At 39.3% G+C, this 13,967-nt stretch carries 12 protein-coding genes and 1 pseudogene; all 13 read right to left on the reverse strand.

Annotated features, from left to right (window positions below; translation table 11 throughout):
- Positions 1-40: 40 nt before the first annotated feature.
- The 13 genes and pseudogenes from trpD to J6O61_RS02150 all read right to left on the reverse strand — a co-directional run bounded on the left by trpD (position 41) and on the right by J6O61_RS02150 (position 13,965).
- Complete coding sequence (gene trpD / locus J6O61_RS02090) at positions 41-1,057, reverse strand: anthranilate phosphoribosyltransferase (RefSeq protein WP_292208988.1); 1,017 nt, start codon at positions 1,055-1,057, stop codon at positions 41-43.
- A gap of 429 nt (positions 1,058-1,486) precedes the next feature.
- Positions 1,487-1,837 carry a PilZ domain-containing protein gene (locus tag J6O61_RS02095; protein ID WP_292208991.1) on the reverse strand — a complete coding sequence of 117 codons (351 nt, stop codon included), beginning with the start codon at positions 1,835-1,837 and terminating at the stop codon, positions 1,487-1,489.
- Positions 1,838-1,994: 157 nt separating this feature from the next.
- Positions 1,995-2,891: a LysR family transcriptional regulator gene (locus tag J6O61_RS02100; RefSeq protein WP_292208994.1), complete on the reverse strand. Its 897-nt coding sequence runs from the start codon at positions 2,889-2,891 to the stop codon at positions 1,995-1,997.
- A 68-nt stretch (positions 2,892-2,959) separates the two neighbouring features.
- Entirely contained in the window at positions 2,960-4,354 is a 1,395-nt protein-coding gene (locus J6O61_RS02105) for a cobyrinate a,c-diamide synthase (RefSeq protein WP_292208997.1), read from the reverse strand.
- A 6-nt stretch (positions 4,355-4,360) separates the two neighbouring features.
- Entirely contained in the window at positions 4,361-6,358 is a 1,998-nt protein-coding gene (gene cobK / locus J6O61_RS02110; protein ID WP_292209000.1) for a precorrin-6A reductase, read from the reverse strand.
- Positions 6,355-7,083: a precorrin-3B C(17)-methyltransferase gene (cobJ, locus tag J6O61_RS02115; RefSeq protein ID WP_292209004.1), complete on the reverse strand. Its 729-nt coding sequence runs from the start codon at positions 7,081-7,083 to the stop codon at positions 6,355-6,357. Before cobJ ends, cobK begins: the two co-directional genes overlap by 4 nt.
- A 12-nt stretch (positions 7,084-7,095) precedes the next feature.
- Positions 7,096-8,106 carry a cobalt-precorrin 5A hydrolase gene (locus J6O61_RS02120; protein ID WP_292209007.1) on the reverse strand — a complete coding sequence of 337 codons (1,011 nt, stop codon included), beginning with the start codon at positions 8,104-8,106 and terminating at the stop codon, positions 7,096-7,098.
- Positions 8,103-8,870 (reverse strand): precorrin-4 C(11)-methyltransferase, encoded by a 768-nt coding sequence (gene cobM, locus J6O61_RS02125; RefSeq protein ID WP_292209009.1) that lies wholly within the window; start codon positions 8,868-8,870, stop codon positions 8,103-8,105. The genes J6O61_RS02120 and cobM overlap by 4 nt, the downstream gene beginning before the upstream one ends.
- Positions 8,870-9,991 carry a cobalt-precorrin-5B (C(1))-methyltransferase CbiD gene (gene cbiD, locus J6O61_RS02130; protein WP_292209012.1) on the reverse strand — a complete coding sequence of 374 codons (1,122 nt, stop codon included), beginning with the start codon at positions 9,989-9,991 and terminating at the stop codon, positions 8,870-8,872. The genes cobM and cbiD overlap by 1 nt, the downstream gene beginning before the upstream one ends.
- An 8-nt stretch (positions 9,992-9,999) precedes the next feature.
- The gene (locus tag J6O61_RS02135; protein ID WP_292209014.1) at positions 10,000-10,626 is read right to left on the reverse strand and encodes a precorrin-8X methylmutase; all 627 of its coding nucleotides are present in this window, start codon (positions 10,624-10,626) and stop codon (positions 10,000-10,002) included.
- A complete protein-coding gene (locus tag J6O61_RS19545) occupies positions 10,611-12,086 on the reverse strand; it encodes a cobyric acid synthase (RefSeq protein ID WP_292209071.1) in 1,476 nt (491 codons plus the stop codon). Before J6O61_RS19545 ends, J6O61_RS02135 begins: the two co-directional genes overlap by 16 nt.
- A gap of 339 nt (positions 12,087-12,425) precedes the next feature.
- Positions 12,426-12,923 (reverse strand): annotated as a pseudogene (locus J6O61_RS19550) (ABC transporter ATP-binding protein); the annotation flags it as partial.
- A 25-nt stretch (positions 12,924-12,948) separates the two neighbouring features.
- Positions 12,949-13,965, reverse strand: a complete 1,017-nt coding sequence (locus tag J6O61_RS02150; protein ID WP_292209017.1) for a FecCD family ABC transporter permease — start codon at positions 13,963-13,965, stop codon at positions 12,949-12,951.
- Positions 13,966-13,967: the final 2 nt, after the last annotated feature.

The raw sequence follows: 13,967 nt of genomic DNA on the forward strand, positions 1-13,967 counted from the left end.
ACTTATCAAGCATCCTTTCCAAATCTGTGTTTGCAGCTCATCATCTGTTGCTGACTTCTATGATTTTATCCAAGGTTTCTTTTGCCTTACCGGAGTCAATGATCTCGGCAGCTTTTTTTACTCCATCAGCCATTGAATCAGCCTTTCCGCCGATATAGAGAGCTGCACCTGCGTTTAATAAAACAGCATTTCTCTTATGTCCCTTTACACCATTTAAGATATCAAGAGTGATCTGCGCATTTTCTTTAGGTGTCCCGCCCTTAAGCTCACTCTTGTCGCATGTCTCAAAGCCAAAATCCTCAGGTCTTATAACAAATGTCTTGTACCATCCGTCGTTAATCTCGCAGATTTTGGTCGGAGCTGAAAGAGAAATCTCATCAAGCTTATCCATTCCGTAAACAACCATTCCCCTCTTTATTCCAAGACTTACAAGAACCTGAGCCAGAGGCTCAACAAGATAGTCATCATATACTCCCAAAAGCTGACGTGTGGGTGAAGCAGGATTTGTCAAAGGTCCAAGAATATTGAATACTGTTCTGAATCCCAATTCTTTTCTGATGGCACCAACATATTTCATTGAAGCGTGATACTTTTGTGCAAAAAAGAAGCACATTCCTGCCTCTTTAAGAAGCTCTACACACTTTTCGGGACTCTGATCGATATTTACTCCAAGTGCTTCAAGGCAGTCTGCTGTTCCTGACAATGAAGAAGCTGCCCTGTTTCCGTGCTTTGCTACCTTGATTCCTGCTGCAGCTGTAATAATTGCTGTAGTTGTAGAAATGTTAAAGCTTCCGGCATTATCTCCGCCTGTACCTACAATCTCAAGAACATCCATGCCTGTGTCAACTTTAGTTGCATGGTCTCTCATTGCTGCTGCACAGCCTGCAATTTCATCTGTTGTCTCTGCTCTTGCACTCTTTGTTGAAAGAGCTGCCAAAAATGCAGCATTCTGAGTGGGTGTTGTTTCTCCGCTCATGATCTCATTCATTACTGTGTAGGCCTCATCATAGGATAAGTCCTCTTTGTTTACGATTTTTACAATAGCTTCTTTGATCATTTCATTTCCTCCCTTGGGTGTTCTGTCATGAGGATTTCTATTTTTGAGCAAAAGAAAAGTCCTTGACAGAAAATTCTTGTTTTTTCTGTCAAGGACGAATAATTATACACTATCCGCGGTGCCACCTTGATTCACGAAAATGACTTCGTGCGCTTGCAGGATACCTACATATCCCCGACTACTAACGTAAGCCTCACGTCACGGATACTAAAGCAAAAGCTCTTTCCCCATGCCCTCGGCGGCCCATATAAGGATGAATAACACCCACGCGCCCCGCTACCATCCGGCTCCCACCATCCCGGACTCTCTGGAAAGAAATATCTTTCGGTGCAGAATACGCTTTTTCTTCCGCTTCATTGGTTTAAATTTTTAAATTGATAAAATCTTACTACGTTTTATTTTAAGAGTCAATGCATTTTTATAAATTTTTCATTTTCCTTCAAGTTTTGCCTTCTCTTCTTCAACAATCTCATAAACATCAATTCTCTGTTTGATATCTTCCGGCATACCTATGAACAATCCGCCATAGTGATAACCGTCTTCATCTACAGATGCCCTGACTATCTTTATAAACACGTGCAGAACTTCCTTGGTCCAAATAGCAAGATTAGCCTCGTAGTTGTTGCCGATGGTAAGCTTCTCTTCAGTAGTAAAACCTACTCCTACACTTGAAGCGTCATTGATCTTAATTTCAACTGTTTTTTCGGAACCTGTTCCTATTTCCTTGATGATAATTTCTCCGGATAAATCAATTCTTTTGCTACGTCTTTTTTCTTCCATAAATACCCCCGTATAAATGAATCAAATGAAATATCGGACTCTTGTATATGATTCATTATACACTATTTTGGTCAGAAAATCTGTGTCTTTGCTCATATTCTCACGAAATCCGCAGTATATGCGGATTTCTGAAATTTAGTTCAAGAAGTCATAAGTATTATCTGTAAGCTTCAAGCTTTTCTACAAAGGCGCATCCCATCTTGCTTAATTCGCTTCCCTTTCTGGTAATGTAGCCAAATAAAAGTTTCTCTTCTTCCTTGAGCTTAATTGCAGTAAGTTCAGATTCATTAAGGCTGTCTCCAAGCATAGCAGCTCCCACAGCGTAGCCGTTAAGTCCCAGCATAAGCTCAATAGATGTTGCTCTTTCGTTGGTACTTATTACCTTTTTATAGTCATAGGTCGCAAGTGCCTCTTCCCTATAGTAAAAAGACGTATTGTCTCCCTGATCAAACACCATGCAGGGGTAGTCATGAAGTTCCTCAAGAGATATCTCATCTTTCTCTGCCAAGGGGTGATCTTTTCTAAGATAAACATAGCTGTCTCTTGAAAAGAGCTCATGAAACTCCAAGGATGCATCTGCAAATACTTTCTTAAAAGTATTCTTGTTAAAGTCAGAAAGAGCGATAACACCTACTTCACTTCTTAAGGTCTTAACATCTTCAATCACTTCGCTTGTCTGTGTTTCCCTTATTGAATACTGATATTCATCAAGATCAAATTCTTTTACGGTATCGATAAATGCGTTTACAGCAATGGTGTAATGCTGCATCGACACGGAAAATGTCTGCTTCTGACTGCCTGAATTAAGATATTTATTTTCAACCTTTTCAAACTGTTCTACTGCATTTCTGGCATATGCTATGAAAGATGCCCCTGCTGATGTAGTAACAACACCGTTATGGACTCTTTCAAAAATCTGAATGCCAATCTCACTTTCCAAATCCCTTACGGCACTTGAAAGACCGGGCTGTGAAACATAGAGCCTGTCGGCGGCTTTCCTCATAGAGCACTCTTCATCTATTGCTATTACATATTTTAACTGTAGTATCGTCATATACATTACTCCTTTAAAGCAAAAAAGTATTTGCTCTATGATACCACAACATCCGTATAAACATACAATTATTTTTTTTCTGACATTCTATCTATAAACTTCAAAACAAATTCAGGATCTGATCTGTAATAAAAATGCGGAAATCCCCATATTCCGTTGTTCTCTGTTATCATGCATTTCCACATTCTGCTGTTATCCGGCTTTCCTGCCACAAAAGCTTCTCCATTAATGGAACTGTCGTAATAGTGGAATTCATGCCCCTTCATGCCTATAAGACTTCCAAAAAGCTCATCCTGAAAAGCATCTTCGTTTGCCGAATTTATTCTCATATAGCCAAATCTTACAAGGTGTCCTGAAAAACTACATTTTCCATCAATTGCGCCAACCATTTCATATTCATTTCCGTCTGTATCTGCAACAGATTTATGCAGATACATAAATCCGCCACACTCGGCAAGGCTAGGAACATTATTTTCAATAGCACACCTTATGGATGATAACATGTTCGTATTCTTACTTAACCTGTCAAGGTAGAGCTCAGGATACCCTCCTCCTAATAAGATTCCATCTGCATCCTTTGGAAGAGTTTTATCCCAAAGCGGAGAAAAAAATTCTATCTCTACTCCGTTTTCCCTAAACAGATCAAGGTTGTCTTTGTAATAAAAACAAAACGCCTCATCATAAGCAACTGCAAGATTCACCTTCTTTTTTTTATCATTGAAGGCGACATTTTCTTTTAAATCAACATAAAGATTTTCAGCATTTTCCATGATGCGAATTATCTTGTCTGTTTCAATGTTTTCATCAAGAACTTTTGCTGATTTTTCTATCTTTTCCCGCAAAAGATCTATCTCTTTGGGAAGCCTGAGTCCCAGATGTCTGCTCTCAATTGACAGCTCAGGTTTTTTGGGAAAGAAACCAAGAAGCTCTACATCACTTCTAAAAGCCCTGATTTCTTTAATAAGCACATCTTTTAGTGAATCGTAAAAAGAGCTGCTTATCCTGTTTAAGATGATTCCTTTTATGAGGCAATCAGTATCATCATGCAGAACTCCCTTTATGAGAGAAATAATAGTCCTGCCACAGCCTGAAGCATCTGCAATAAGGATAACAGGCGTTTTAGTTACCTTAGAAGCTTCATAGCATGAACCTTCTAAAGAATCAGCTTTCATGCCATCATAGATTCCCATTACGCCTTCCATAACAGCATACTTTTCACCTACCTCTGCAACTATTCTCTTAACCCCTTCTGTTCCGGAAAAGTATGTGTCGAGATTTCTCCCGTCGATTCCCAAAACCTTTTTATGGAACATGGGATCAATATAATCAGGTCCGCATTTAAAAGAAACTACATCTAGTCCTTTATCTTTTAAATGCTTTAACAATCCGCAGGTAATCAAAGTCTTTCCGCTGCCACTTTTTAAAGCAGCTATCATTACTCTCTTAGCACAAATATCACTCAACTTTATCTACTCCATTACAAATGAAAAAATCCATACAGGATTCTGGGCTGACAAAAGGTGATGTTCTCCCGCCTTTTTAACATCGCTTACTGAAATCATGGTTATCTCCTCATCTTTATGAGGGGTGTCTTTTAAAATACATGTAATTTCCTCTATTGTCTCAAGACTTACAGCATTTATCACAAATCGTATACCGGGACCTTTTTCCCTTAAAATGTCGATTATTTCCTTTAATTTTCCTCCGCTACCGCCAATAAAAACCGCATCCGGTTTTGGAAGTGTTTTAACAGTTTCAATAGCCTCATCACATATGATATCTATATTTTCAAGCCCCGCCTTTTGAACGTTTTCTTTTATAAGTTTTACGGCTTCCGGCTTTTTCTCAATTGTTGTAACCTTAAGCGTCCTGCTAAGACCTGCTGCCTCTACAGCCACAGAGCCCGTTCCCCCGCCTATGTCATAAAAAATGTCTCCTTCCTTAAGTTTTAGGCGAATAATGCTTTCATGCCTTATACACTCTTTTGTCATAGGAACCTTGTCCCTTATAAAAAAGTCATCCTTTTTTATATTGATCAGAAGCCTTCTTTTGGGTGAATTATTCTTTATAAAGACAGTCACAATACCTTCATCACTGTATTTTCCAGCTTCCTCCAAGGTTAATTTTTTTATCACTTCTCCCTCATAGGATAAGTTTCTTCCGATTGTAATTTCAGCATCTATTCCCATGGAAAGCATTTTTTCAGACAGTTTTTTAACATCTTCTTTGCCGGAAAGTAAGACAAAAGTTTTGCGATTATGTTGTATCTTATCAATAACTTCTGCCATATCCTCTTTTTTATTTTTGCCATGAAGGCTGCACATTTTGGCATCTTCATAGCTCTCACCTGTTTTTGAAGCCAGATATGAAAAAGAGGATATTCCGGGTAAAACAGTTATATCTAAATCCTTTTTCCAGTCCCTTAGTGCTTTTTCCATCTTTTTTGCTCCGCTGTAAAAGCCGGTATCACCGGAAAATAAAATTACTGCTTTTTCCGGTTTTTCTTTTTCCAGAACGGGTATGATATCAGATGAAAGGTACATATTATATTTTGGTTTTGAGATTTCCTTTAAAAGCCTTTCTGCACCAAAAACAATATCGCTTTTTTCTATTTCTTCTTTTAGCGCCACTGTTTCAAATAGCTTATTTCCCATTCCTGCACCGGCAAGAACAACCTTCATGGTCCCATGTTCATCTGCTTCTTTACCTGTAATAAGCTTAAAGGCTTCTCCCACACTTATACCATTTTCGTAAGCAGGTCTCTCAATAACATGAACCTTGGCGTTCCCGGAAAGAGCTGCCCTGATTTTCTCATCAAAGCCTCCGGCTGTGCCACTGTCCTTGGTAATCAAATGCTTTATGTCATATTGCTGCAAAAGAGCTTCATTCATTTTTTGACTAAAAGGCCCCTGCATGGCAATTATATGATCCTGCATAACTCCCATATTGATGCATAGTTTAATGCTTTCCAATGCAGGCAGTACCCTTACAAAAACTCTTGTCCTATCATCTTTTTTTAGCAAAATACTAAACTTGTCCAGCTCTTTACTTCCTGTTGTAAGGAGAATGTTTCCTTCCTGAGCTAAAAGAGCCTCCGCACATTCTGACGCATCAGAATAATAAGTAACACCTTCATAATAAGCATCACTTTTTTCCCTGATGATCCTTACATACTCTATATTATGTTTTGATGTCACATATTTAAGATTATCCGTTACTTCCCTTGCATAAGGATGCGTTGCATCTACAACAACAGCTCCATCATCAATTTTTTCGGAATAAAAAAAATCTTCCATGGCTTCTTTATCCATGCGGCGGGATAAGACTTTTGCCAGAGGACTTTTATCCATCATATCTTTTCCATATTCTGTCGCGACACAAACAAAATGACTTATACCTTGCTTTGAAAGCATCTCGGATAATAGCCTTCCTTCAGTTGTTCCGGAAAAAATAACTATCTTTCTCATAGTCTGTAGCCTCTTGGGGTAACCAATATATCATCAAAAGCTTTTGTCATCGAATTACCGATAAAAACAGTCGTAAACATATCAACATTCTCATTTGATAATTGCAAAAGAGAACAGACTTTTTTCTCACATCCTTCTCTTTCTATGTTTCTGACGTATCCACAGATTCTGTCCTTTGGGAGAATTTCCATAAGTATATCGCAGGCTTTTTTCAGATAATCGGCTCTTTTTTTACTCGAAGGATTGTATATGGCAATACAAAAATCTCCCTTGGCAGCACTTCTTAACCTTTTTTCTATGATCTCCCATGGAGTTAAAAGATCACTCAAACTGATAACGCAAAAATCATGGGAAAGGGGTGCTCCTAAAACAGCTCCTCCGCTAAGTGCTGCTGTAACTCCTGAAATAACCTCAATGTTTTTAAAGCCTTTACTTTGAGCCACTTCGTATATTGGTGATGCCATGCCGTACACTCCGGCATCACCACTACAAATAATGGAAACCGTCTTTCCACTTAAAGCAAGCTCAACACATTTCTCGCACCTTTCAATTTCCCCTCTCATTCCGTTTTCATAAAATTCCTTATGAGGGTATTCTTCCCTGATAAGGTCGATATATGCGCGATAGCCAACAAATATATCACTTTCATCAAGAGCCTTTTTGGCTCTTATAGTCATATTATCAATGCTTCCGGGACCTATTCCGACCACGTATATTTTTCTCATATTTTGCTCCGTTTATATTCTGCTGACAAAAATGTTTCTTTTTGCAACTGCGATAGTCATTCCTTCATTTGCAGTCTTTTTCATAACAAGACTGCTTCCTGCTCCTGCACCGAGTACTGCTGCCCTTTCACAGACATTTCCAACTCCGACAGTCTTTTTTACAAAATCAGATGAAGAAAACTCTCCTTCTGCCTTACCAAGCAGCTTACTGTCAAAAGTAAGAAGCGGTATCCTGTACTTATCCCGTAAAAAAATAAGTGCCTCTTCATCCTCTTTAATATCAATGGTGCAAAAAGCATAAATATCAGATACATCAAGCTCCAGTTTTTTTAAGGTTTCAAGGAAAAACTCCTCTGCCGCAGCCCTATCCTTTCCTTTTTTCATTCCGATCCCGACTGTATATTTTTTAGGTTTCAGCAAAAGAGAATACTCTGCATCCGTATCGTCTGCCACAAGTACATCAACCTTTTCTTTCGGCGGATAGTCCTTTATGGAAAGTGTGATCTTTTTGTCCTCCAGCGCCTTGGCTGACACTTTTTTTATCCCATCACGATTTGCTATAATAAATCTGTTTTCCGTTGCATACTGATCCACGGAAAAAACTCCTTCCGCATCAGTTGAAGTAGTAATCACAGGCACTGCCCCAATAAGCTTTGAAAGAGTCATCGAAAGCTTATTGGCACCTCCTACATGCCCTGATAAAACAGGAATCACAAACTGCCCCTTATCGTCTATGACAACCACCGGGCAATCAACAAGCTTATCCCTTACAAAGGGTGCGATCGCCCTGACTGCAATACCCATTGCTCCTACGAATATCAGTGCATTACCGGATGTAAAGTGCTCCTTTGTCCATTCATTTAAAGTAACATTAACTTTGTCAAAGCCTTCCCCATCATCCTTATACTCTGCCATTAAGACATAAGCTTTTGGAGCCTTGATCCCTGTTTTTTCACATTCGTACTTTATTTTTTTTATTACTTCAATTCCATTTGAAGTAAAGCATATTGCTGTTTTATTCACTGTTTTTCCTTTTTGCTGCTCCTAAACTCTGTTGAAAATGAAGGATCATAAAGCTTTGACCTCTCATAGTCTTTTTTTCCTATTACATCTCCCACAAGTACAATCGCCGTTTTTGTAATATTTTCTCTTTCCGCAACTTTAGAAAGCTCACCAATTGTACATATCACCTTTTTCTCTTCAGGCCATGTTGCTTTATAGACAATAGCTGCAGGAGTATCTTTGTTGTAGCCTCCGTCTATCAGTTCTTTTGACAGTTCATCCAAAAGACCGGTACTTAGATAAATCGCCATTGAGGCTCTGTGAGAAGCAAGAAGATTCATCTTTTCTTTTTCAGGGACTTTAGTTTTTCCTTCAAGTCTTGTGATTATAAGAGTCTGCGATACTTCCGGAAGGGTATATTCAAGGTTAAGACTCGCTGCTGCTCCAAAACAGGCACTTACTCCGGGACAGGAATCATATGGTATTTTCTCCTTATCAAGTATATCCATCTGTTCTCTGACAGCTCCGTAAATACTTGGTTCTCCCGTATGAAGTCTCACAACGCTCTTTCCATCTTTATCAGCTTTTTTTATTACCTCAATGATCTCTTCAAGAGTCATTTGGGCACTGTTATAAATAACGGCTCCCTCACCGGCATAATTTAAAATCTCAGGATTAATGAGACTCCCTGCATAAATTATCACGTCACTTTGTTTTAATAATTCCATTCCCCTTACGGTTATAAGGTCTACTGCTCCGGGTCCTGCTCCTACAAAATGAACCATTATGATACTCCCTTTGCTTTATCTAAAAATTCTTCTGCTTTTTTGGTCTTTCCCAAAAGTCCATACTGATTGGAATATACAATGCACTGAACATCCATTTTAAAGCCCGCTCTTTTATTCAGGTAAAAATCTATTCTGTCCATTATATGGTCAAAGCTTTTTTCCATGATCCCTGCTCTTAAATACACTTCAACAGCTTCTTCCGTTGAAACACAGTTTAAAATATCCAAAATATCTCCTGTTTTGGCTCCTGCCTTTGCTGCTGCAGCTGCCATCAGTTCCATCCTGCAATCGGCTTCCCTTGAATGGGTGTTCATGATTCCACCGGAAACTTTAATAAGCTTTCCTACATGTCCGCAAAGAAGCATTTTATCAAAGCCAAGCTCTATTGCCATGTCTATGGTATCGCCAATAAAATTGGAACATTTTACTGCCCTGTCAAGATCATAGCCATAAGTGTCTTTCATAAACTCAAGCCCGTAATTTCCCGGAGATACAACTGCGACAGGAGCAAAAAGGTGCTTTTGTTGTCGTAGTTCTATCCGGATTGTGTCCAGTATTGCCTTCATACTCATAGGCTCAACAATGCCTGTTGTCCCTATTATAGATATGCCTCCCTCTATGCCAAGCCTTGGATTAAATGTCCTTTCGGCTATCCTTTCACCTTCCGGAACAAAAATCTCCACATCAAGTTCTCCCTCATAGTCAAATAAATCGCAGACCTCTAGCACCTCTTTTTCAATCATTTGCCTTGGCACGGAATTAATTGCGGCATTTCCAACCTTTTGATCAAGTCCAGGTCTTGTAACTGTTCCAACTCCCACTCCACCTGTAATTCTTATCCTGCAGGCTTTTTCAGAAGGCTCTTCTCTATCGGAAAAGCTCACTTTGGAAAAAATAAGGGCGTTGTTTGTCACATCGGGATCATCACCGGAGTCCTTTCTTACAGCACAGGAGACGTAGTTTTCAGTGATGCTTATTTCCTCTATTACAGGACAGTACTTTATTCCAGCCGGTGTATCTATTTCAATTTTTTCTTTTTTGTTTCCACCAAGAAGCATAAGAGCCGCAGCCTTACTGGCTGCAGCAGCACAGCTCCCGGTCGTAAAGCCTTTTCTCATATTTTTTCTCACATATCATATAAAACCGCATTACATATTGCGGCAGCGATGTTACTTCCGCCCTTGCGTCCCCTGTTGATGATGTATGGAACATCTGAGTTTATAAATAGTTCTTTAGCCCATACCACGTTTACAAATCCAACAGGAACACCAATTATAAAGTCTGGAATATAGCCCTCTTTCTCCATCATTTCATGAAGCTTAACAAGAGCTGTGGGCGCATTTCCAATCGCAAAAATAACTTTGCCGTCAAGACGCGCAGCTTTTTCCATGGAAACTGCTGCTCTTGTTATGCCTTGCTCTTTGGCTTTTGCAGCAACATCCTCATCTGCCATAAAACAAAGAGCCCTTGCGCCGAACTTTTCCAGTCTTTTTTTGTTTATACCCGCAAGAGCCATATTGGTATCGGTTACTATATACGCTCCCTGTCTTATAAGCTCTTTCATCTTTTCTACTGCGCCCTCTGAAAAGACAAGTGTTTTGGCATAATCAAAATCTGCTGAGGTGTGGATGCACCTCTTAGTCACAAAAGCATTTTTTTCATCTATCTTTATTCCGGCTTCTTCAAGCTCTTTTGTTATTATTTCAAAACTTCTTTTCTCAATTTCATCAGGTCTTACTACTTCAAACTCCATGCTCTACCCCCCATAATTTCGTATATATAATCCATATCAAGACTTTCCTTTAGCTTCTTTGCCAGAATATCATACTGAAAATCCTTAAAATCCGCGTAGTCTGACACATTTTCAAGGTCAATTGTTTTCCCCCGATATTCTGAAATTGCCTTGAGTATTTTTTGCAGCACCTCTTTATTGTCAAAAAAGCCATGTATATAAGTTCCGTATATGTTTTCGTTGCAATAACCTGTTTTTGATGAAGTAAACTCTTTAATATCGTCAAAAGCCGTGCTTATTCCCATATGTATTTCATATCCGTTTACCCTTGTTCCTTCAAGGTCTCTCAAAATTCCTGATGAGCCGGATATCACTCCGCTGTAATTAGTCCTTACTTTTTCTTTTCCCAAAACAGTATCAACAGGTAAAAGGTTTAATCCCTCTTCACTTCCACCGCCTTCAACTTCATCAGGATCCAAAATATGTCTTCCCAGCATCTGGAAACCGCCGCAGATACCAAATATACATACGCCCTCATGAGCTTTTTTGATAATAGCTCTGTCAAGACCGTTTTCCTTTATATACTTAAGGTCCGAAACAGTACTTTTTGATCCGGGTATTATTATCATATCCGGATTTCCAAGGTCAGATTTTTGAGATACATATCTTACTGACACCTCCGGAATCTGATCAAAGCTCCCAAAATCGGTAAAATTGGAAATATGGGGAAGTCTTATAACTGCAATATCAAATATTCCCTTTCCTGTATTTGAAAATCTCTCAGACAAAGAATCCTCATCATCAAGACTGACATCTATCAAAGGAACCACTCCAATAACCTTTGTTTTACCCTTATCTTCAAGTATCCTTATGCCTTCCTCAAAGAGCCTTCCATCTCCTCTGAATTTGTTGACGATGACACCCTTTACCCTCTTTCTCTCATCATCTTCAAGGAGGTCAAGGGTTCCGATCAGCTGTGCAAAAACGCCTCCTCTGTCAATATCCCCCACAAGAAGAACAGGAGCATCAATCATCTTTGCAAGTCCCATATTTACAATGTCTCCGCTTTTCAGATTCATTTCAACAGGGGACCCTGCTCCCTCTACAACTATGATGTCTGCCTCCCCGGAAAGTTTTTCATAAGCTTCCAATATGCACGGAATGAATTCTTTCTTGCGGCGAAAATATTCCATTGCCTTCATGTTTCCAATAACTTTCCCGTTTACTATCACCTGTGAGCCCACATCAGTTGTAGGCTTTAAAAGGATAGGATTCATTATGGCCATAGGCTCAATCCTTGCACACTCAGCCTGCATCACCTGCGCCCTTCCCATTTCAAGCCCATCTTTAGTTATATAGGAATTAAGTGCCATGTTCTGCGATTTAAATGGTGCAACCTTGTATCCTTCATCTGAAAAGATTCTGCAAAGACCTGCCGCAATAACGCTTTTCCCGGCATTTGACATGGTTCCCTGTATCATTATGACTTTGGCCTTACCCTTTTTATTCAGGGTAAAGGATGGATTTTGTGTATGATCCTTAGGTCCATCAAACCTCCAGAGAGAATTTTTCAAAAGTGATGTGTCTATGTTTTCAAGGTTGTAAAGTTTTCTTATAAATTCTTCCTGTATAACATCATCAGGATGTCCAACCTTTAAAACTTCTCCATCTCCCAGAGCTATAACCTTGTCGGAAATGTTCTTTGCAATTTCAAGCTCATGAAGTGACATTAAAACCGCCACATTTTTTTGAACGGCAAAAGATTTTATCTTCTGCAAAATGTCGATCTTGTGTCTTATGTCCAGATAAGAAGTCGGTTCGTCAAGAATAAGTATCTCCGGTTCCTGACATATTGCCCTTGCCAGCATAACTCTTTGTCTTTGTCCATCACTTATATTCTGAAAAAGTTTGTCCTTAAGCTCATAAATATCTGTCCACTCCATGGCCTCTTTGACTTTTTCCCGGTCTAAGTCCGATAAAATGCCAAGTCTTCCGGTATATGGATATCTGCCGATCTCAACCACTTCCCTGCAGGTCATCAGTTCTGCCTTTACTCCGGTAGCCATGACCATCGACATTTCTTTTGCCACTTCAGATTCGGACATCTCCTGCCTGTCACGACCGTTTAAATAAACAACTCCTCCTCTTTTTTTAAGCTCTCCCGTCAAAGTTTTTAAAAGAGTGGATTTGCCGCTTCCATTTGGTCCTATTAAGCTTACTATGGTCCCAGGCTCTATCTTAATGTCAATATTCTTTACAAGGTCTGATTTATAGCCAATATTTAGTTCTAAAGTCTCAATTCCTGTTTTTTCAGACATAGAATTTTCCCTGTTTTTTCAAAATTTACTGCATATAGTTTTTACCGGTTCTTTTTATCATCATGAATATGACCACAGGAACCAGAAAAACCGCTGTAACAGAGCTGATACTAACCTCTGTCGGCGCAAAAAGACTTCGCGCTAAAAGATCACAAAACAAAGTTACTAAAGAACCTCCAAGAAAACTTGCGGGTATCATAATGTATGAAGCATCCGTCTTTAATATGCTTCTTGACAGATGCGGAACAGCAATTCCAACAAATGATATGGGACCTGCAAAAGCTGTTACACAGGCGGCAAGAAGGCTTGAAAGAAGTATCAGTATTACTCTGAATGCAGTTATGTTGACTCCGACGCTTCGCGCATAGCTTTCTCCAAGCCTGTAGGCATTCATTGGTTTTATTATTAAAAGAGCTATAACAAGTCCAAAAACTACTATCACTCCTATGAATATGATCTCATCCCAATTGATTCCCGAAAAACTTCCCATAGACCAGTTATGAAGATTAACAATGTTGGAATCATCTGCAAATGTCACGACAAAATCAGTAATTGCGGAACAAACATACCCTATCATTATTCCGCAGATAACCAGCACACTCATGCTTTTTACCTTAACTGAAACCGCAAGCACAAAGACAACAGATAATAAGGACCCAAAAAATGCTGAAATAACCATGCTCCCAAGTCCTATTTCTTTTCCTTTTGAAAGAAAGAAAATCATAATAAGGGCAACACAGAGCTTTGCTCCTGAAGAAATTCCCAGCACAAAAGGTCCTACTATGGGGTTTCCGAAAAATGTCTGTAAAAGATAACCCGAAAGCGCAAGCGCTCCTCCAAGAAAAAATGCCGCAATACACCTTGGAAGGCGAATCTGCCATATTACAGCCATATGCATACTATCCGTATTTTTGCCAAAAAGGATATCAAAAACCTCAGCCGGTGATACATAGGTACTCCCAACTGCTGTATTTATCCACATAAGTCCCACTATAAGGATTACTGCCAAAGAAAAAAAGCAAATATTTCGTTTCTTACTCATTT

Origin of the sequence: Butyrivibrio sp. (genome assembly GCF_017635265.1) — a bacterium.
Lineage (GTDB): Bacteria > Bacillota > Clostridia > Lachnospirales > Lachnospiraceae > Butyrivibrio.